This is a genomic window from Stackebrandtia sp. (assembly GCF_035643755.1).
Classification (GTDB): domain Bacteria; phylum Actinomycetota; class Actinomycetes; order Mycobacteriales; family Micromonosporaceae; genus Stackebrandtia.
In genome coordinates, this window is the sequence record NZ_DASQPW010000228.1 from 1 (window position 1) to 20,260 (window position 20,260).

General features: G+C 69.1%; 19 protein-coding genes. 5 read left to right on the top strand and 14 right to left on the bottom strand.

Annotated features, from left to right (window positions below; translation table 11 throughout):
* The 5 genes from VE172_RS17980 to truB all read right to left on the bottom strand — a co-directional run.
* Positions 1-1,049 (bottom strand): M16 family metallopeptidase (locus tag VE172_RS17980; RefSeq protein ID WP_324803336.1); only part of this gene is annotated, 1,049 nt, incomplete at its 3' end.
* An 11-nt stretch (positions 1,050-1,060) separates the two neighbouring features.
* A complete protein-coding gene (locus VE172_RS17985) occupies positions 1,061-3,514 on the bottom strand; it encodes a polyribonucleotide nucleotidyltransferase (RefSeq protein ID WP_324803337.1) in 2,454 nt (817 codons plus the stop codon).
* A 236-nt stretch (positions 3,515-3,750) separates the two neighbouring features.
* Positions 3,751-4,020: a 30S ribosomal protein S15 gene (rpsO, locus tag VE172_RS17990; protein WP_324803338.1), complete on the bottom strand. Its 270-nt coding sequence runs from the start codon at positions 4,018-4,020 to the stop codon at positions 3,751-3,753.
* A gap of 104 nt (positions 4,021-4,124) precedes the next feature.
* A complete protein-coding gene (locus tag VE172_RS17995) occupies positions 4,125-5,060 on the bottom strand; it encodes a bifunctional riboflavin kinase/FAD synthetase (RefSeq protein ID WP_324803340.1) in 936 nt (311 codons plus the stop codon).
* Positions 5,061-5,109: 49 nt separating this feature from the next.
* Positions 5,110-5,988 carry a tRNA pseudouridine(55) synthase TruB gene (gene truB / locus VE172_RS18000; protein WP_324803342.1) on the bottom strand — a complete coding sequence of 293 codons (879 nt, stop codon included), beginning with the start codon at positions 5,986-5,988 and terminating at the stop codon, positions 5,110-5,112.
* 121 nt (positions 5,989-6,109) lie between these two features.
* Here truB and VE172_RS18005 point away from each other — a divergent pair, with 121 nt between their 5' ends.
* Positions 6,110-7,108, top strand: a complete 999-nt coding sequence (locus VE172_RS18005) for a hypothetical protein (protein WP_324803343.1) — start codon at positions 6,110-6,112, stop codon at positions 7,106-7,108.
* Here the strand turns inward: VE172_RS18005 and VE172_RS18010 are convergent.
* The gene (locus VE172_RS18010; RefSeq protein ID WP_324803344.1) at positions 7,105-8,070 is read right to left on the bottom strand and encodes an ArsR/SmtB family transcription factor; all 966 of its coding nucleotides are present in this window, start codon (positions 8,068-8,070) and stop codon (positions 7,105-7,107) included. The two genes, VE172_RS18005 and VE172_RS18010, sit on opposite strands and share 4 nt — an antisense overlap.
* A gap of 85 nt (positions 8,071-8,155) precedes the next feature.
* Here VE172_RS18010 and VE172_RS18015 point away from each other — a divergent pair, with 85 nt between their 5' ends.
* Positions 8,156-9,145: an aldo/keto reductase gene (locus VE172_RS18015; protein WP_324803345.1), complete on the top strand. Its 990-nt coding sequence runs from the start codon at positions 8,156-8,158 to the stop codon at positions 9,143-9,145.
* 97 nt (positions 9,146-9,242) lie between these two features.
* Here the strand turns inward: VE172_RS18015 and VE172_RS18020 are convergent, their stop codons facing one another.
* The 4 genes from VE172_RS18020 to dxr all read right to left on the bottom strand — a co-directional run bounded on the left by VE172_RS18020 (position 9,243) and on the right by dxr (position 13,744).
* A complete protein-coding gene (locus VE172_RS18020; RefSeq protein WP_324803346.1) occupies positions 9,243-9,779 on the bottom strand; it encodes a hypothetical protein in 537 nt (178 codons plus the stop codon).
* 249 nt (positions 9,780-10,028) lie between these two features.
* Positions 10,029-11,198 (bottom strand): flavodoxin-dependent (E)-4-hydroxy-3-methylbut-2-enyl-diphosphate synthase, encoded by a 1,170-nt coding sequence (gene ispG / locus VE172_RS18025; protein ID WP_324803347.1) that lies wholly within the window; start codon positions 11,196-11,198, stop codon positions 10,029-10,031.
* A gap of 14 nt (positions 11,199-11,212) precedes the next feature.
* Positions 11,213-12,499, bottom strand: coding sequence for a M50 family metallopeptidase (locus VE172_RS18030; protein ID WP_324803348.1), 1,287 nt, complete (start codon positions 12,497-12,499; stop codon positions 11,213-11,215).
* Between the two features lie 45 nt (positions 12,500-12,544).
* Positions 12,545-13,744, bottom strand: a complete 1,200-nt coding sequence (gene dxr / locus VE172_RS18035) for a 1-deoxy-D-xylulose-5-phosphate reductoisomerase (RefSeq protein WP_324803349.1) — start codon at positions 13,742-13,744, stop codon at positions 12,545-12,547.
* A 74-nt stretch (positions 13,745-13,818) separates the two neighbouring features.
* Between dxr and VE172_RS18040 the strand changes: the two genes are divergently transcribed.
* Complete coding sequence (locus tag VE172_RS18040) at positions 13,819-14,190, top strand: DoxX family protein (protein ID WP_324803350.1); 372 nt, start codon at positions 13,819-13,821, stop codon at positions 14,188-14,190.
* 12 nt (positions 14,191-14,202) lie between these two features.
* Here VE172_RS18040 and purU read toward each other — a convergent pair whose 3' ends face one another.
* The 4 genes from purU to VE172_RS18060 all read right to left on the bottom strand — a co-directional run bounded on the left by purU (position 14,203) and on the right by VE172_RS18060 (position 18,250).
* Positions 14,203-15,048 (bottom strand): formyltetrahydrofolate deformylase, encoded by an 846-nt coding sequence (gene purU, locus VE172_RS18045; RefSeq protein WP_324803351.1) that lies wholly within the window; start codon positions 15,046-15,048, stop codon positions 14,203-14,205.
* Between the two features lie 392 nt (positions 15,049-15,440).
* The gene (locus VE172_RS18050; RefSeq protein WP_324803352.1) at positions 15,441-15,848 is read right to left on the bottom strand and encodes a type II toxin-antitoxin system VapC family toxin; all 408 of its coding nucleotides are present in this window, start codon (positions 15,846-15,848) and stop codon (positions 15,441-15,443) included.
* Positions 15,838-16,092 carry a type II toxin-antitoxin system Phd/YefM family antitoxin gene (locus VE172_RS18055; RefSeq protein ID WP_324803353.1) on the bottom strand — a complete coding sequence of 85 codons (255 nt, stop codon included), beginning with the start codon at positions 16,090-16,092 and terminating at the stop codon, positions 15,838-15,840. The genes VE172_RS18050 and VE172_RS18055 overlap by 11 nt, the downstream gene beginning before the upstream one ends.
* A gap of 103 nt (positions 16,093-16,195) precedes the next feature.
* Positions 16,196-18,250, bottom strand: a complete 2,055-nt coding sequence (locus VE172_RS18060) for an MMPL family transporter (RefSeq protein WP_324803355.1) — start codon at positions 18,248-18,250, stop codon at positions 16,196-16,198.
* 220 nt (positions 18,251-18,470) lie between these two features.
* Between VE172_RS18060 and VE172_RS18065 the strand changes: the two genes are divergently transcribed.
* Positions 18,471-19,241 (top strand): TetR/AcrR family transcriptional regulator, encoded by a 771-nt coding sequence (locus VE172_RS18065; RefSeq protein ID WP_324803356.1) that lies wholly within the window; start codon positions 18,471-18,473, stop codon positions 19,239-19,241.
* A gap of 60 nt (positions 19,242-19,301) precedes the next feature.
* Positions 19,302-20,260 (top strand): serine/threonine-protein kinase (locus VE172_RS18070; protein ID WP_324803357.1); only part of this gene is annotated, 959 nt, incomplete at its 3' end.

Genomic DNA, 20,260 nt, shown 5'->3' on the forward strand with positions numbered 1-20,260 from the left:
ATGCCCTTGTCGGCGACCTCGGTGATCGCCTGGCGGGACAGCTCGAGCGTCGTACGGACGTTGTCGGGGGTGCAGCCGGCGTAGACGCCGAACAGGCCGGTCTCGGCGAACTCGGCGGTGTAGGAGTAGACCGAATAGGCCAGTCCCTCCTCCTCGCGGATCCGGTGGAACAGCCGCGACGACATGCCGCCGCCCAGCACCGCGCCCAGCACCTCGAAGGCGAAGCGGCGCTCGTCGCGGCGCTTCAGTCCCCGGCAGCCCAGCACGAAGTGGGCCTGCTCGAGATCGCGGGTGGCCACGGCGAGGCGCTCGTCGGGTTCGGGCACCGGCGCCGTGGCGCCCCGCAGCGGGGCGGGCGCGGCGTCGGCGTCGCCCAGCAGCGGCGCGAAGCCCTGGCGCACCCGGGAAACCACGTCCTGGTGGTCGAGGTTGCCGGCGGCGGCCACCACCATGTGGGGCGCGGTGTAACGGCGCTTGTAGAAGCTGTGAATCCGGTCGCGGCTCAGCTCCGCCACCGTGTGCGGGGTGCCGGAGATGTCGCGGGCCAGGGGGTGATCGCCGAAGACGTTGGCGGCGAAGATGTCGTGGACGTCGTCGCCGGGCTCGTCGTGCTGCATGGCGATCTCTTCGAGGATCACGCCGCGCTCGGTCTCCACATCGGAGGCGTGCAGCCGGGAGTCGGTGATCACATCGGACAGCACGTCCACGGCCAGCGGGACGTCGGCGTCCAGCACCCGCGCGAAGTAGCAGGTGTACTCCTTGGCGGTGTAGGCGTTGGTCTCGCCGCCCACGGCCTCCACCTCGGCGGAGATGTCCAGCGCGCTGCGCCGTCCGGTTCCCTTGAACAGCAGGTGTTCCAGGAAGTGCGAGGCCCCCGACAACTGGGGCGCCTCGTCGCGGGAGCCGATCCCGACCCACACGCCCACCGTGGCGCTGCGCATGGCCGGGATCGATTCGGTGATGACGCGGAGCCCGCCGGGGAGCACGGTGCGGCGTACCGTGCCGCCCAGCGGGTCATCCGCGAGCGTTCTCGTTGAAGCGCGGGTCATGCGGCGACAGGCTACTCTTCGTTCTCCCGGTGCTGCCTGCGGCGGCGACGCGGACGTCCCTCGCCGGAGCCCTCTTCGGATTCGTTGTCGGGCTTGTCCTCCCGCGGGCCACGGTCTCCGCCGCGGTCTCCGCGATCGCCCCGGTCTCCGCGCGGCTTGTGCTCGCGGGGGCCACGGTCACCGCCGCGGTCTCCGCCCCGGTCGCCCCGGTCCCCACGGTCGCCGCCGCGCGGCTTGTGCTCGCGCTTCGGCGGCTCCTGGCCCTCGGGGTACACCTTGTCCAGGTAGATCTTGCCGCGACCGTCCACATCGGCGATCTCGACCTCGATCTTGTCACCGACGTTGAGGAAGTCCTCCACCTTGTCGATGCGCTTGCCGTCGCCGATCTTGGAGATGTGCAGCAGGCCGTCGCGGCCGGGCACCAGCGAGATGAAGGCGCCGAACGCGGCGGTCTTCACGACGGTGCCCAGGAAGCGGTCGCCCACATTGGGCAGCGTCGGGTTGGCGATGCCGTTGATCATCGCCACCGCTGCCTCGGCGGCCGGGCCCGTCGTCGCGCCGATGTAGATGGTGCCGTCGTCCTCGATGGACACGTCGGCGCCGGTCTCCTCGGTGATGGAGTTGATGGTCTGGCCCTTCGGCCCGATCACCATGCCGATCTTGTCGACCGGCACCTTCACCGTGGTGACCCGCGGCGCGGAGTCGGCCATGGCGCCCGGCTCGGCGATCGCCTCGGCCATCACGTCCATGATGGCGTGGCGGGCGTCGTGGGCCTGGGACAGCGCCCCGGCCAGCACGTCGGACGGGATGCCGTCCAGCTTGGTGTCCAGCTGCAACGCGGTGACGAAGTCACGGGTACCGGCGACCTTGAAGTCCATGTCGCCGAAGGCGTCCTCGGCTCCCAGGATGTCGGTGATGGTGACGTACTCGGTCTTGCCGTCCACCTCGTCGGAGATCAGGCCCATGGCGATGCCCGCGACCGGCGCCTTCAGAGGCACGCCGGCGCTCATCAGGCTCATGGTCGAGGCGCACACCGAGCCCATGGACGTGGAACCGTTGGAGCTCAACGCCTCCGACACCTGGCGGATCGCGTACGGGAACTCCTCGCGGGCCGGCAGCACGGGAACAAGTGCCCGCTCGGCCAGCGCGCCGTGACCGATCTCGCGGCGCTTGGGCGAACCGACCCGGCCGGTCTCACCGGTGGAGTACGGCGGGAAGTTGTAGTTGTGCATGTAACGCTTCTTGGACACCGGCGACAACGTGTCGATGGCCTGCTCCATGCGCAGCATGTTCAGCGTGGTGACGCCCAGGATCTGAGTCTCGCCGCGCTCGAACAGCGCCGAGCCGTGCACCCGGGGAAGCACCCTGACCTCCGCCGACAGCGGGCGGATGTCGCGGGTGCCGCGGCCGTCGATGCGCACGCCCTCGGTGAGGACCCGCTTGCGGACCAGCTTCTTGGTCAGGGCGCGCAGCGCCCCGCCGATCTCGCCCTCGCGCTCGGCGAAGTCGGGCGCGATCTTCTCGATCAGGGCCGCCTTGATGCGGTCCAGCTCGGTCTCGCGCTCCTGCTTGTCGGCGATGGTGAGCCCGGCGGCCAGCTCGGTGGCCGCTTCCCGCTCCACCGCGTCGTAGACGTCGTCGGCGTAGTCGGGGAACAGCGGGAACTCCACGGCGGGCTTGGCGGCCACGGCGGCCAGCTCGCGCTGGGCGCGGCACAGCTCGGAGATGACCGGCTTGGCGGCCTCCAGACCGGCGGCCACCACTTCCTCGGTGGGGGCGGTGCCGCCACCGGCGATGAGCTCCACGGTGGTGTCGGTGGCCTCGGCCTCGACCATCATGATGGCGACGTCGCCGGATTCGACGACCCGGCCGGTGACGACCATGTCGAAGGTGGCCTTCTCCAGCTGCTCAAGGGTGGGGAACGCCACCCAGGCGCCGTTGATGTTGGCCATGCGGGTGGAGCCCAGCGGGCCCGCGACCGGCAGGCCGGACAGCTGCGTCGAGGCGGAGGCGCCGTTCATGGCGACCACGTCGTACTGCTGCTGCTCGTCCAGGGCCAGCACCGTCTCGACGACCTGCACCTCGTTGCGCAGCCCCTTGACGAAGCTGGGACGCAGGCCGCGGTCGATGAGCCGGCAGGTGAGGATGGCGTCCTCGCTGGGACGACCCTCGCGGCGGAAGAACGAGCCGGGAATCCGCCCGGCGGCGTACATCCGCTCCTCGACGTCCACCGTCAGCGGGAAGAAGTCGAAGTGTTCCTTGGGGGACTTGCTGGCGGCCGTGGTGGACAGCACCACGGTGTCGTTCAGCTGCACCAGCACGCTGCCGGCGGCCTGCTTGGCGAGCCGTCCGGTGGAGAAGGCGATGTGCCGCGTGCCGTGTTCCCCGTTGTCGATGACCGCCGTGGCGGTGTGATCTCCCAGGGCCGCCACCTCGGGGGCCCCGGTTTTTTCCTCTGTGGACATGTTTGTCTACAGCTCCTTTGTGTCAAGGCACGTTGGATGTCTTGGAGCTGTCTCGGGTCCGGTCTTCGATCGAAGCGTACGGGGACTCGTTTCGTCCCGGACGCCACTACCGAGGACCGGTTCGCCAAGACGGCGTGAACGTGCCGTTCTTCCAACTTGCACGGTACCCGTGCGGAATGCCGGGTGACCGTATGAAGCGAGGGAGCGACCCTTCGTGTGTCGCCCCCTCGTCGAACTTATCGCCGGATGCCCAGCCGCTTGATCAGCGAACGGTACCGCTCGATGTCCTGCTTTTGCAGGTACTTCAGCAGCCGGCGGCGCTGACCCACCAGCAGCAACAGGCCACGGCGTCCGTGGTGGTCGTGCTTGTGGGTCTTGAAGTGCTCGGTGAGGTCGGCGATGCGCTTGGACAGCAGCGCCACCTGGACCTCGGTGGATCCCGTGTCACCCTCGAAGGTCGCGTATTCCTTGATGATTGCCGACTTTTCGGCAGTGTCGAGCGCCATGTTCTCCCTTAGTTTCGAGATGAGGATTCGCGTACCCGCGGCGTCGGGCAGGCACGCGCATGCGAGGGTGTCCTCGCGGAACACGTCAACGTTAACAGACGGCGTCAGACGCCCAGCGCCTTGCGGGTGTCGGCGACGTCCGCCTCGATCTGGGCGATCAGCGGCGGCAGCGCGTCGTAGGCGCGTTGTTCACGCAAACGGGTGACGAAGTCGAGGCTGATCGGTTCGCCGTACAGGTCGCCGTCGAAGTCCAGCACGTGGGCCTCCACGGTGCGCCCGCTGCCGGAGAACGTGGGATTGGTGCCGACGCTGATCGCGGCGGGCAGCCGCACCTGGTCCATCGGGCGCCACAGCCAGCCCGCGTAGATGGCGTCGGCGGGCACGGCGGCGTGCGGGTCGTGGTGCAGGTTGGCGGTGGGGAAACCCAGCTGGGTGCCGCCCCGGTTGGCGCCGCGCACCACCAGGCCCGACACCCGGTGCGGGCGGCCCAGAGCCTCGGCGGCGGACTCCACGTCGCCGGCATCCACACAGGACCGCACGTACGTCGAGCTGTAGACGGTGGAGCCCGCGCCGGCCAGCGACACCGCGTCGGTGGTGAAGCCGAAGCGGGTACCCAGCTCGGACAGCAGGGCGGTGTCGCCGGCGGCGCGGTGGCCGAAGCGGAAGTTCTCCCCCACCACGACGCGGGCGGCGTGCAGCCGCTCCACCAGCAGGTCGTGGACGAAGGTCTCGGGCGGCAGCTGCGAGAACTCCCGGGTGAAGGGCAGCACGCAGAAGCCGTCGACCCCGAGCTCGGCGACCAGGTCGCCGCGCCGGTCCAGGTCGGTGAGGATCGCCGGGTGGCTGCCCGGTCGCACCACTTCGGACGGATGCGGGTCGAAGCTCACGACCACGCTCGGCAGGTCCGCCTCGCGGGCGGCGGCCACCGCGCGCCCGATGATCTGCTGATGCCCCCGGTGCACCCCGTCGAAGACCCCGATGGTCACCACCGAGCGCCCCCAACCTGCGGGTGTGGATTCAATGCCACGCCAACGTTTCATGGCGATCATCTTCGTCCATCGCGGACGCCGGCGCTGCCGGGGTGGGCCGTTAGGAGCGCGGCAACACCATCTCGGGGCGGGCGGCGCCGTCGCGCTCGACGACCACGCCGATCACCTCGTCGTCGGGGCCCAGCACGGCGTACGGGCCGTGGCGGCCGATGGGCGGCAGGCGGCCGCCGTGCGACAGGACGCGGGCGGATTCGGCGTCGACGGTGCGGCACGGCAGGAGGCGCCGCACCGTGCGGGTGGTGGAGTGGGTGACGGGGAAGTCGCGGGCCGCCAGGTCGTCGAGGGTGGCGGATTCGTCCAGGGTGAAGTCGCCGACGCTGGTGCGGCGCAGCGCGGTCAGGTGGCCGCCGACGCCCAGCGCGGCGCCGAGATCGCGGGCGATGGCGCGGATGTAGGTGCCCGAGGAGCAGTCCACGGCGATGTCGACGTCGAGGTGCTCGGCGCGGGCGATGCCCGTGACGTCGAGGCGGGAGATGGTGACCTGGCGCGGCGGCAGCTGGACGTCCTCGCCGTCGCGCACCCGCTTGTAGGCGCGCTTGCCGTCGATCTTGACGGCGCTGACGGCGCTGGGGATCTGCGCGATGTCGCCGACCATGGCGGCCAGGCCGTCGCGGATCGCCGCGTCGGAGACCGCGCCGGTGTCGGCGCTGGCGGTGATCTCGCCCTCGGCGTCGTCGGTGAGGGTGGACTGTCCGAGCCGGACGGTGGCGGCGTAGGACTTCTCGCGGCCGCTGACGTAGGTCAACAGCCGGGTGATCTGGCCGATGGCCACCACGAGCACGCCCGTGGCCATCGGGTCGAGGGTGCCGCCGTGGCCCACCCGGCGGGTGCCGGCGAGTCGGCGCAGCCGGGTCACCACGTCGTGGGAGGTCATGCCGGCGGGTTTGTCGACGATCGCGAATCCGGTCGGGGCTGTCACGAGGACCAAGCTTGGCAGACCCGCCGCGGCGTCGCGCGGCGAGACCGTCTCCCGTCGCTCGGTTATGGACATCTCCTGGAGCCCTGCCCTAAGCTCGCCCACCCCGGCATCGGAGATTTATATGTCTAAATTTCGCCGCGCGGTCCTGCTGACCGTGCCCGCCCTGGCGCTCGGCCTGGCCGGCGCCGCCATCGCCCTTCCCGCCCACGCCCAGCCCGACCACGACGACGGTGGGTCCCGGCACCTCACCGCCGCCGAGAAACTCACCCTCGAACACGCCGACGTGGACCCCGACGCCCCGCTCCAGTTCGGCACCGACCCGCTGGCCGACGTCAAGGCCGCCGCGGAGTCGACCGCGGGCTCGGCGTCCTGCCAGATCGGCGCCGACGACGCCACCGCCCTGTCGATCGCGATGACCTGGCCGGAGACCTCGCCGTCCGGCGAGCCGCCGTCCCCGATGACCCTGTCGCGCTACGACACCCAGCCCAGCCTCGGCGACCCCGAGGGCCGCGCCGCCGGCCTGTGGTTCCACCCCGGCATCGGCATGTGGCAGCTGGACTCGGCGGGCCTGGGCACCGACTTCACCGCGGGCGAGGCGATGGACGCCAAGAACGCGGCCGACCGCATGGTGCCGTTCATCGTCGGCAAGTACTGCGACGCCGTCAACTCCGGCAGCGCCCCGGCCGACGCCCGCGCCTCCGCGTGGTCGGACTGGGTGGCCTGCAACGAGGGCGCCTGCGAGGACGTCTACAACCGGGTGCTGAACGAGGGTGTCACCCCCGTCGACGGCGTCGGCCAGTACGGCGGCGGCGAGCAGCGCGACTGCGACTTCGGCGGCCAGGCGATGGCGTGCCTGTTCGTCGACCCGGCCAAGGCGCAGGGCGCCAACTGGTGGGCCGACCCGGCAGGCGGCAGATCCCCGGTGGCCGCGCCGTTCTACGTCTACCGCGTCGGCGACGGCGACAACGTCAGCGAGGTCCGCTACTGGCTGGCCGCCGACTCGGGCGCCTCGACCGACGTCCAGGCCACCCGGCCCTTCGGCAGCGACGCCCGCGGCGGGCTGACCTGGGCCGCCGGCGCCGGACTGTGCGACAAGACCGCCCACCGCGGAGGCTGCTAGGCCGCGTCGATCAGCCGATCGCCCAACGGTGCCCGCAGATACCGCACCTGTCGTCCCGCCCGATAGCCGGTGATGAGCCCGCAGTCGCGCAGCACCGTCAGGTGATGCGAGGCGGTGGACGGGGCGAGCGCGAGAATCTCGGCCACCTCGGTGGTGGTGCGCGCCGCGGCGAGCAGGTTCAGGATCTTCGCTCGGCTGCCGCCCAGCAGTGCCACCACCGATTCCGGGCCCGCCGCGGGCCGTTCGTCCCACAGCAGCCCGATTCCCCGTGGCGGGTAGGCGATCGCGGTGTCCGGCCTCGGGTCGGCGGTGACGTGGGGTCCGGGCCAGGCGAAGCAGGTGGGCACCAGCACCAGTCGGTCGCCGATGCTCGCCAGGGGCCCGCGCCGATGCCCGGTCGCGAGGGCGGTGCCGTCCCAGGCGAGTCTCGGATGCAGCTCGGCGAGCATCGACGACGGACCCGTTGAGGCGGCGAGCGCGCCGCGATGCGCGATGTCGGTCTCGCAGACGGCGCGCAGCCGGGACCAGTGCCGGGCCAGGAACCGATCGAAGTACTCGCGCATCTGATCGACCAATGCGGACAGGCCGCGCACCGGGTCGGACACGAACTCCCGCAACGGTCGCGGCGCCCGATCGGGGTGGATCAGGCCGACCTGGGCGACCGCCAGGCCGGGATCGACGGCGGCCACCCGATCGAGCTCGTCGACCAGACACGGGTGGGCGCCGTTGGGCACCGGGGTCAGGAAATCGGGGGCGTAGTCACGGCCGCCGGTCATGGCGCGCAACAGCGCGAAGTCTCCGTCCAGGCTCCCCAGCACGGTTTCGCGCCACGCCCGGTGTGGCCACCGCGGCGGTTTGCGGAGCGCGACCGTGCTCCACACCAGCTCGCTCACCGGGGATGTCGCGAACCTGACCGTCGCCAGATCGGTGGCGTCGAACTCCAGGGTCCTCACCCGCACCATTCGATCACGGTCGAATCCATTGCCGGTGGGCGCCGCCCGGGCCAGGCTGCCTCACACACCGACAGACTCGCGAAGGAGAACCGTCATGGAACGACGCCGACTGGGCTCGGACGGCCCCCGGGTATCCGCGCTCGGCTTGGGCTGCATGGGAATGAGCATCGCCTACGGGGCTGGCGACGACGCCGAGTCGACCCGGGTGATCCATCGGGCGATCGATGCGGGAGTCACGTTGCTGGACACCGCCGACGCCTACGGCGACCCGCTCCCGGGACACAACGAGCGACTGATCGGACGCGCCCTGGGTGCCCGCCGGGATCGGGCCACCATCGCCACCAAGTTCGGGTTGCGTTACGGCGATGGTGGACCCTTCCGGGTCGACGGCTCGCCGCGATGGGTGCGCCGGGCGTGCGATGCGTCGCTGCGGCGCCTGGGCACCGACGTCATCGACCTCTATTGCCTGCACCGCCGCGACCCCCAGGTGCCGATCGACGAGACCGTCGGCGCCATGGCCGAACTGGTCGCGGCCGGAAAGGTGCGTCACCTCGGTCTGTCCGAGGTGAGCGCCGAGACGCTGCGGTCCGCCCACGCGGTGCACCCGATCGCGGCGCTGGAGATCGAGTACTCCCTGTTCACCCGCTTCGCCGAGCGGGAACTGATCCCGGCCTGCCGCGAGCTGGGTGTGGGCATTGTCGCCTACTCCCCGATGGGCCGGGGCCTGCTGACCGGGGCGATCGGGGACGTGTCCGACCTGAGCGAGGCCGACAAGCGTCGCGGCAATCCCCGCTTCAGCGGCGCCAATCTGGCCCGCAACCTCGTCCTGGTGGACGAGGTCCGCGCGGTGGCGTCGCGGGCGACGGCGTCGGTGGCGCAGACCGCGCTGGCCTGGCTGCTGGCGCAAGGGAGCGACATCGTGCCGATACCCGGCACCAAGCGCACCCGCTATCTCGCCGAAAACCTTGGCGCCGTGGACATACGGCTCACCGAGGCGCAACTGGACCGGCTGTCGGTGCTGTCGGAGCACGGCGTCGCGGGCGAACGGCTGCCCGCGGCCGCGTTGCGGCTCACCGGCCGGTGAGCGGGTGGCACCCTCGACCACCGCGCGCAACATCGATGGCAGGTCACAGGGCCGGGCTGTCGCCCGACCCTCGACGAATCATTGGAACCGCGGTCGTTCAGCCCGCGGGCTCCAGTTCCCTCGGCTCGCTGTCGGCCTCGGACTGCGCGTTCTGATCGGCCTGCGCGTTGTCCTTGGCGACCTGCGCCATGCGCTCGTAGATCATTCCACCACTGTGGGCGATCGCCCCGACCACCGCCGGTACCACCGGCAGCACCCAGTCGGCCAGGAAGCCCGTGTGCGGCATGTTCGCCACCAGCACGGCCGACCCGGCCACGACGAAGCCCTGCACGGTCGCCCGCCACGCGGCCCGCCCGCTGTCAGCGACGGCGGCGCGGCGCTCGGCGGCCATGTCGTGCAGTTCGTTGAGCGCGTTGATGTCCCGGCGGCCCAGGAAGGCGCCTCCGAGGCCACAGGTGATGGAGGAACCCACGACCGAGGCGACCAGGCTGTCCTTGACCAGCAGGTAGCACAGCAGATATGCCAGGGCACCGGCCCCGATGCAGATCCCCGACTTGATCCAGTCGGACTTTTGGCCGGGGTACCAGTAGTACTTGGTCACCCCTTCACCGAGGTCTTTGATGATCCTGCCCATTTTGACGGCTCCCCTCGCACTAACCCGCGACTAGCTGTGGGTTGAGTCGTTACCCAGTGACGTACAGTGACCATTATCGCGATGACCGACTGCACGGTTGCCGGTTCTCGAAGATCCGATTATTGCATTTATGTCCGGTTTCGGACCTTTTAGCGACTCACCTTAGGCGTGACGGCTAAGTCACCACTACATCACCGCACGCGCGACCGCTATGTCGGCTTTCCGACGCTCGGGGGGCGGATTTACGCCTCACTTCACCTCGACGACGGGACCGGTCAGGCCACGCAGCTCCTCGGGCAGTTCGGCGCCCATGTCGTCGGCGATCCGCAGCGCCTCCTCGATCAGGGTTTCCACGATCTGGGACTCCGGGACGGTCTTGACGACCTCGCCCTTGACGAAGATCTGGCCCTTGCCGTTGCCGGACGCCACGCCGAGGTCGGCCTCGCGCGCCTCGCCGGGTCCATTCACGACACAGCCCATGACGGCGACCCGCAGCGGCACCGGCAGGCCGTCCAGCCCGGCGGTGACCTCCTCGGCCAGCTTGTACACGTCCACCTGGGCCCGCCCGCACGACGGGCAGGAGACGATCTCCAGCCCGCGTTCCTTCAGCCCCAACGACTCCAGGATCGCGAGGCCCACCTTGACCTCCTCCACCGGGGGCGCCGACAGCGACACCCGGATCGTGTCGCCGATGCCCTCGGCCAGCAGCGCGCCGAAGGCGGTGGCCGACTTGATGGTGCCCTGGAAGGTGGGGCCGGCCTCGGTGACGCCCAGGTGAAGCGGGTAGTCGCACTGCTCGGACAGCTGCCGGTAGGCGCGCACCATCACCACGGGGTCGTGGTGCTTCACCGAGATTTTGATGTCGCGGAAGCCGTGCTCCTCGAACAGCGAGCACTCCCACAGCGCCGACTCCACCAGCGCCTCGGCGGTCGGCTTGCCGTACTTCGCCAGCAGCCGCTTGTCGAGCGAACCGGCGTTGACGCCGATGCGGATCGGGGTGCCGGAGTCGGAGGCGGCGCGCGCGATCTCGGCGACCTTGTCGTCGAACTTCTTGATGTTGCCCGGGTTGACCCGCACCGCGGCACACCCGGCGTCGATCGCGGCGAACACGTACTTCGGCTGGAAGTGGATGTCGGCGATCACCGGGATCTGCGACTTCTTGGCGATGGCGGGCAGCGCCTCGGCGTCGTCCTGGCTGGGCACCGCCACCCGCACGATCTGGCAGCCCGAGGCGGTCAGCTCGGCGATCTGCTGCAGGGTCGCGTTGATGTCGGCGGTGACCGTCGTCGTCATCGACTGGACGCTGACCGGGTTGCCGCCGCCGACCAGCACTCCCCCGACGTTGAGCGCGCGGGTCTTGCGGCGCTCGGCGAGCGCGGGCGGCTTGGCGGACGGGATACCGAGGTTGACGGAGGTCATTGGGAGGACTCCAATTACTTGAACAACGTGATCGGGTTGACGATGTCGGCGGTGACGGTCAGCAGGGTAAAGCCGAGCATGACGATGATGACCGTATAGGTCAGCGGCATCAGCTTCATGTAGTCGACACGCCCGGGGTCGGGCTTGTTGCGCTTGGCGGCCCACCAGGACCGCACCTTCTCGTACCACGCGATCGCGATGTGCCCGCCGTCCATGGGCAGCAAGGGAAACAGGTTGAAGACACCAATGAAGTAGTTCAAGGTGGCCAGCAGGTAAAAGAACATCGGCCACAGGTTGTGTTCCACCATCTCGCCGCCCAGGCGGCTCGCGCCGACGACGCTGACCGGGGTGTCCTGGTCGCGCTCGGCCCCGAAGATCGAGTTCCACAGCGCCGGGACCTTCTGCGGGATGCGGGTCACCGCCTCGCCCATCTGGACGGCCATCTGCCCGGTGAGGTCGCCGGCGGCACCGATGCCCGCCACGGGGCCGTAGGTGATGCTGGCGGGCTTCGTCGAGGCCTGCTGGGTGATGCCGATCTGGGTGACCTTCTGGGACTTGCCGTTGCCCAGGTCGATCGTCACCGACTTCGGCGTGACCGGGACGTGCTTGGTCTTGCCGTCCCGGGAGATCGTGAAGTCGGCCTTGTCGCCGGCGGGGAGCTTGCGGATCGCGTTGACGGCGCAGGCCCACGTGCTGGGCGTCACCTGGTCGCCGGAGCCGGGGACCTTGCACTCGCGTCCGGCGATCCTGGTGCCGGACACCGCGATGATCTCGTCGCCGGATTCCAGTCCCGCCGCCACGGCCGGGGACTTGGGGTCGCCGTCCTCGCACTTGGTCTGGGTGGCCTTGGTCATCAGGCACTTCGACACGTCCACCTTCGAGGTGGTCTCCATGTCCTTGGCGTAGGCCGGGTTCGGCGCGGCCACGAAGGAAACCATGATCCACAGGATCAGGAAGCCCAGGATGAAGTGGGTGACGGAGCCGGCGCACAGCACGATGGTGCGCTGCCACACGGGCTTGCGCCAGAAGACCCGGTGCTGGTCCTCCGGCGGGACCTCCTCCTCTTCCTCCTCCTGTGCGGTCATGCCCGTGATCTTCACGAAGGCGCCCAGGGGGATCGGCTTGACCCCGTACTCGGTTTCTCCCTTGTGGAAGGAGAACAGCGTCGGGCCGAACCCGATGAAGAAGCGTGTGACCCGCATGCCGAACATGCGGGCGGTGCCCATGTGTCCCGCCTCGTGGAAGGCCACCGAAATAAGGATGGCGAGGGCGAACAGAATCACCCCGATGGCGTAATCCAACCGTGCGTTCCTTTAGCTCGTGAGTCGGACCGGTCGCCGGCCCGCCTATCGTCCATCCCGCGCGATGCGTTCGCGCGCGGTTCCTCGCGCCCACTCCTCGGCGGCGAGCACCGCATCGACGGTACCCGGTTCCCCAAACCCGGGCGCCATCGCTAGGACCTCCGCCACAGTGTCGACGATCCCGAGGAACGGCAGCTTCCCGGCGCTGAACGCCGCCACGGCCTCCTCGTTGGCGGCGTTGAAGACGGCGGGCAGACAGCCGCCGGCGCGCCCGGCGTCGCGCGCCAGGTTCACGGCGGGAAACGCCTCGTCGTCCAGCGGCTCGAAGTCCCAGCGGTGCGACCGCGTCCAGTCCACGGCGGACGCCGCGTCCGCCACCCGATCCGGCCAGGCCAGCGCGTGCGAGATCGGCAGCCGCATGTCGGGCGGCGACGCCTGCGCGATGGTCGAACCGTCGACGAACTCCACCATCGAGTGGATCACCGACTGCGGGTGAACCGCGACCGTGATGTCGTCGTACGACACATCGAACAATTCGTGCGCCTCGATTACCTCGAGCGCCTTGTTCACCATGGTCGCCGAGTTGATGGTCACCACCGGCCCCATGTTCCAGGTCGGGTGCGCCAGCGCCTCCTCGACGGTCACCTCGGTCAGCTCCCCTCGCCGCTTACCCCGGAACGGGCCCCCGCTGGCGGTCACGATCAACCGCCGCACCTGCTCGGCCCGTCCCGCCCGCAGGCACTGCGCCAGCGCCGAATGCTCGCTGTCGACCGGAACGATCTGGTCGGGCGCCGCCGCGGCCCGCACCAGCGGCCCGCCCGCGATCAGGGACTCCTTGTTGGCCAGGGCGAGGATCCGTCCCGCCCTCAACGCCGCCAGGGTCGGCGCCAGCCCGATCGACCCGGTGATCCCGTTGAGCACGAGGTCGCCGGGCCACGCCGCCAGCTCCTCCATGGCGCCCGGCCCCGCCACGATCCTGGGCACCCGCGCGTCCCCCTGCGCGTACCCCCGCTTCTTCGCCTCGGCGTACAACGCGAGCTGAACATCCTGCACCGCACTGGATCGCGCCACCCCGACCACGTCCACGCCCAGCCGCAGCGCCTGCTCGGCCAGCAACCCGGGATTGCCGCCCCCGGCCCCGATACCCACCACCCGCAACGCCTCCGGGTTGCGCAACACCACATCGATGGCCTGCGTCCCGATCGAACCGGTGGAACCGAGCAGAACGATCTCGCGTGGGGTCATGCCGACCATTGTCACATTCGGGGAAGTCGGCTCGTCTCCTTCCTACAATCGCCATTCAACCGAGAGGAAACACCGTGAACATCGCACTGTGGATCGCCCAGGGCCTGCTGGCCCTCACCTTCTTGTACTCCGGCGCCATGAAGTCGACCCAGGCGAAGGACGCGCTCATCGCCAAGGGCCAGACCGGAATCGCACCCTTCCCCGTGCCCGTGATCAGAATCGTCGCGATCCTGGAAATCCTGGCGGCCATCGGCTGCGTGTTGCCCTGGCTGACCGGCATCGCGCCCGTCCTGACCCCGCTGGCCGCCGTCGGCCTCGCGCTCGTCATGATCGGCGCCGCCATCGCCCACTCCAGTCTGCGCGAATACAAGCAGGTCCTCGGCGTGAACCTTCCGTTGTTCCTGGTCTGCGTCTTCGTGGCCGTCGGCCGCTTCGCCGGGTGGTGACCCCGCCCGCCCCTAGCGGAAGACGACGGTTCGCGCGCCGTTGAGCAGGACGCGGTGGTCGAGATGCCACGACAACGCCCGCGCCAAGACCACGTTCTCCAGGTCCCGCCCGGCGGCCACCAGCCGCTCGGGCGCCATGGCGTGATCCACCCGCGCGGTCTCCTGCTCGATGATCGGCCCCTCGTCCAGATCGGTGGTGACGTAGTGCGCGGTCGCCCCGATCAACTTCACGCCCCGCTCGTAGGCCTGGTGATACGGCCTGGCGCCCTTGAAGCTCGGCAGGAACGAGTGGTGGATGTTGATGATCTGCCCGGGAAGCTTGGCGCAGAACGCATCCGACAGCACCTGCATGTACCGTGCCAAGACGACGACGTCCACATCGTACGACGCGACCATGTCGAGCAGCCGCTGCTCCTGCGCCCCCCGGCTCCTGGCGTCCACGGGCACATGGTGAAACGGAACCCCGGCCCCCTCGGCCAGCCCCGCCCAGTCGGTGTGATTCGACGCCACCGCCGCCAGGTCCCCCCGCAGCGCCTCGGTCCGGAACCGGTAGATCAGGTCGTTGAGGCAGTGCCCCTGTTTCGACGCCAACACCATGACCCGCGGCCGCACCGCCAGGTCGTGCAGCCGCCAGTCGAGGTTGTAACGGGCCGCGATCGCGGTGAAGTCGGCGCTCAGCGCCTCCCGTTCCCCGTCCACCCGGAACTGCACCCGCATGAAGAAACGCCCGCTGCCGGGATCGGAGAACTGTTGGCTGTCAACGATCGTGCCGTCCCGCTCGACGAGGAAACCCGACACCGCGTGCACGATGCCGACCCGATCGGGGCAGGACAGGGCGAGGACGAATTCACTGGTCATCCGCATAAGCTTACGGATGGTAACCCCACGACGCCAAGTGGTCGAGCGCGCCAGGTCGGTGCTGATCAGGCCGATCCCCGGCAGTTCGGTGAGCAGTTCGCGCATTCCCCCATGCGCGTGTATCTGGTCCTCATCGGATCGGTCGGATCCGCCAGCGCCAAGGCCAGGGGAACCGTGACACAGCAAAGCTCGTACACCAAACGCTTCAAGAACTCAGCGCCGAACCATTTGGCGCTCAGGGGAAGCGGGCACAACGTGTCGCCCCGCCGCAACTCGTCTGTCGCGGTCAGTACCTCGTGCAGAACGTCGAAGTCGCCAGGCTGAATATTCGATGCCGAACGGAACATCCACGGCGCGAGGACCCTTCCCCGCGAAATGTCGGGGCCCTTGGCTCACACGGCGACGACGTTGAGGAAGCCTTCCAAGCCCTTGAAGTCGTCGGGGTTGCGGGTGTAGAGGGGAAGGCCGTTCGCCACGGCGGTGGCCGCGATCTGCAGATCGGCCACCCTTTTGCGGGGCTTGCGCCCCATCGCCTCTACCAAGGCCCACAGCGATCCGTAAGTGCGGGCGGCCTCCGTACCGAAAGAGAAGGCGGGGAAGGTCGTCTCGACCCACTGCAGTCGCAGTTGCCGCTGCATCCGAACCGCCGGGTCCTGGTTGGTGTAGAGCCCGGCGCACAGCTCCGCCAGGGTCACGGTACTTACGGTCACGTGCTCGGGAAGCTTTTCGCGCACTTCCATGAAGTCGATGATTACCGAGGTGTCGAGCAGGCCCCGATTCATTCCGGGTTCATCGGTCACGGAAGGGATCCTGGTCTATGAGTTCGTCCAGCTCGGCCCGCAGCTTGGCGTAGTCCATCGGCGGCAGATGCTCGGCGCCGCGAATCGCCTCCTCCTTGGACACGAACATCCTGCCCGGTAGCGGTCGCAGTTCCGCCATGGGCGTTCCGTTTCGCGCGACGATGAACGTCTCGCCCTGGGAGACGGCCTGCAGGATCTTGCCGCTGTCGTTGCGAAGGTCTCTTTGATTGATCACGCGGGACATGCTTCCACATTAACGAACTTCGCTACGATGTGCTACCTACTTATCGTATTCATTCCGATACGCCAATGGCTCAGGGCGATCGCCCCGAGCCATTGACCTCGCCTTACTTCGTCGCGCTCGCGAGTTCTCGCTGCGGAGCGGGTTCGGCGTCGTCGCCCTCCTTGACGCCGTACTTGCCGTAGAAGACGCGCAGGAACTTGGGCGCCCACCAGTTGGCGCGGCCCAGGATGCGCATGGTGGCGGGGACCAGGAGCATGCGGACCAGGGTGGCGTCGACGAAGATCGCCACCGCCATGCCGATCCCGATCATCTTGAGGAAGACGATGCCGCCCGCGGCGAAGGAGGACACCACCACGATGAGCAGCAGGGCCGCCGAGGTGATGATGCCGCCCGTGCGTTGCAGTCCGGTGAGGACGGAGGCGGTGTTGTCGCCGGTGCGGTCCCATTCCTCCCGCACCCGAGACAGCAGGAACACCTCGTAGTCGGTGGACAGCCCGAACAGCATCACCAGCATGAGCAGCAGGTTGGAGGGTTCCAGGAAGCCCGAGGGCGTGAAGCCCAGGAGGTTGGACAGGTGGCCCTCCTGGAAGATCCACACGATGACGCCGAACGAGGCGCCGATCGAGACCACGTTCATCAAGATCGCCTTGATCGGCAACAGGACCGAGCCGAAGGCCAGGAAGAGCAGCACCAGGGTGACCGCGGCGACGTACAGGGCCAGCCAGGGCAGGCGGTCGCCGATGTCGGTGAATTCATCGGTGAGTTTCGACGGCATCCCGGTGACCTCGATCTTGTCGGCGTCGCCGGGATAGACGTCGGCGACGTCCTTGGCGAGGTCTCGGGCGGCCGAGGATTGTTCGGCGAGGTCGTAGCGGACCTGGAGCACCGTGTCGTCGCCGCTGGTGTCCAGCGGGGTGACGGCCTTGACGTGGTCGATGATCTCGATGTTGCCGGCGACCTGGGCCGCGCCCGTCTTGCCGCCGCCGTCGACCATCACCAGCATGGTGTTGTCGGAGCCGTGCGGGAAGTCGGCCTTGAGTTTCTCGGCGACGACGCGGCTCTCGGTGCCCGACGGCAGGACGTGGTGGTCCACCGTTCCGAAGGACGCCTTCAGGAAGGGGCTGGCCGCCACGGCCAGGACCACCAGGACGCCCAGGATGTACAGGACCGGGCGGCGCATCACGCTGCGGCCGATCCCGGCCCACACGCGTGAGCCCTGGCTCTTGTTGCGGCGCTTGCGGATGCGGACGGAGTCGACGCGGTGGCCGAGCACCGCCAGGAGCGCGGGAAGCACCGTCAGGGCGCCGAGCATGGCCACGGCGACGGCGGACATTCCCCCGTAGCTGATGCCGTGCAGGAAGGGCAGCGGGAACATGAGCAGGCCGCCCAGGGACAGGATGATGGTGAGGCCCGAGACCATGACGGTGCGGCCCGCGGTGGCCATCGTGCGGGCGATCGCGTCCTTTTTGGATTGGCCCGCGTCGAGTTCCTCGCGGAAGCGGTTGACCACGAAGAGGGCGTAGTCGATGGCCAGGCCGAGGCCGATGATGGTGATGACGTTGATGGCGAACACCGACACGTCGGTGACCATGGTGAGCAGGCGGGTGATGATGAAGCCGCCCATGATGGCCAGGACGCCGACCAGGAGCGGGGTGGTCGCGGCGATCAGGCTGCCGAAGATGATCACCATGAGGCCCAACAGGATCGGCATCGAGTACGTCTCGGCCGTGACCATGTCGTCCTTGGTCTGCCTGTTGACGTCGTCGTAGATGGCCGCCTGCCCGCCGAGCCGGGTGGTGAGGCCGTCGGCGTCCAGGGAGTCCTTGAGCTTGTCGAACTGGGCGGCGCGGGCGTCGTCGGTGTCGCCGTTGAGGGTGATGGACACGAATGTGGAATGCCCGTCGTCGGAGACGAAGGAGTCCTGTTTGGTGTTGTAGAAGGACGTCACCTTGTCCACTTGTGGACGGTCGGAGACGTCGTCGATCACGTCGGTGACCTTCTCGGCGAACTTCGGGTCCTTCGCCTTGAGGTCGGCGGAGTGGTACAGCGCCACGATGTCGGTGGACTGTCGCCCGAAGGTGTCCTCGATCTTGTTCTCGGCCTTGGCCGAGGGGCTGTTGTCGTTGTAGAAACCGCCGTCGGTAAGGGAATCGAACACACCCGAACCCCAGGTGGCTCCGATGGCGATAATCGCCGCTCCCATTACCAGGACGGCCCAACGCAGTCGGTACACCGCCCGACCCCAGGCTGCGAACACGGTGGTCAGCTCCTCAAACGTTGTAAACTAAGGGCTCGCGGATTGTGCGAACGCCGTTAACTATGGCTAACACCGTTCACTTCCGCAAGGGCGATCCCCACATTTCGGACGAGGAACTCACGTGAATCAGCGCACACCCGCTCCCACCAGGAGGCAGCGACAGCACGCGGACACCGCCGCCGAGATCAAGGCGGCGGCGCGGGCGCACATCGTGGCCGCCGGGGCGTCCGGACTGTCGCTGCGCGCCGTGGCCCGCGACGTCGGGCTGTCGGCGCCGGCGCTGTACCGCTACTTCCCCAGCCTGGAGGCGCTGGTGGTGGCGGTGGTGGTCGACATGTACGGCGAGCTGCGCGACTACATGCTGTCCGAATGCGACAAACTCCCCACCGGCGACCTGTTGGCGCGCCTGGTGGTGGCGGCCCACAGCTTCCGGCAGTGGGCGGTGTCGCACCGTCCCGAGTTCGCCCTGATGTTCGCCAGCCTGATCCCCGGCGCCGTGATCTCCAAGCCGGGCTGCACCTCGGCCGACCTGGACCCCGAGGCCGAGCCCTACGCCTCGATGCTGCGCTTCTCGCGGGTGTTCGGGGATCTGATCAACCGGGCCTGGAACCAGTCCGATGAGGAGCGCGGCTTCACGCTCGAGATCCCGCCCGCCCCGGACATGCCGCCGGAGCTGCGCGACGAGATCACGCGGTGCGCCACCGCGATCGGCGCCGAGGACGTCCCGTTCGACTTCGCCTACGCGTTCCACTCCTACTGGGTGAGGCTGTACGGCCTGATCGCCATGGAGGTGTTCGGCCACCTTCCCGTGGTGGGCCAGGCCGAGGCGTACTTCGACACGGAGGTGGCCGCGATGGCGGCCGGGCTCGGAGTCACGCTGTCCCGCACCTAATCGGCGCCCGCGTCGTTGACTCTTGAGAGGGAAATCGACGACCAGGGGGGTTGGACGCTCATGCTGCACGCGGGTGACGTGCTGGCCGAACGATACCGGCTGTGTGAGCGCGTCGGCGGCGGCGGCATGGGTGACGTGTGGCGAAGCGAGGACACCGTCCTGGGCCGCACCGTCGCCGTCAAGGTACTGCTGGCCCGCCTGGCCGACGCCAGCAACTTCCGGGAGCGGTTTCGGCGCGAGGCGCGATCCATCGCCGCCCTGGAGGGCCCGAGCATCGCCGAGGTCTACGACTACGGCGAGCAGGCCACCATCGACGGGATCCTGTCCTATCTGGTGATGCAGTTCGTGGACGGCATGTCGCTGTCGCGGCGGCTGGCGGGCTGGGGGCGGCTCAACGCCGCCGACACCCTGAGCATCGTCGCCCAGGTGGCCGACGCGCTGGAGGTGGCGCACCGCTCGGGCATCATTCACCGGGATGTCAAGCCCGGCAACATCCTGGTGCGCGACTCGGGCCAGGTGGTGCTCGTCGACTTCGGCATCGCCCGCACCGAAACCAACCTCACCATGACCACCACCGGGGTGGTGCTGGGGACCGTGACGTACATGTCCCCCGAGCAGGCCTCCGGGGAGCGGCTCGGGCCCGCCTCCGACATCTACTCGCTGGGCGTGGTGACCCACCAGTGCCTGGCGGGGCACCCGCCGTTCAAGGCCGACACGCCCCTGGGGGTGCTGTCGGCCCACCTGCGCAACCACCCCCCGGCCCTGCCGCCCGACATCTCCGACCCGATCCAGGGCCTGGTGGTTCGGGCCCTGGCCAAGGAACCCGCCGACCGCTGGCCCAGCGCGGGCGAGTTCGCCGACGCCTGCCGCCGCGCCGCCGAGGAGCCGCCGCCTCCCGACGTGATCGAGGAGCTGGACCCCGAGGAGCTGCGCGCCCAACACCAGGCCGTCACCGTGGGCACCGCGGCCGAGCCCGGCCGCACGATGGTGCCGCCGATGCGGCGCTCGGCCCCGGTCGG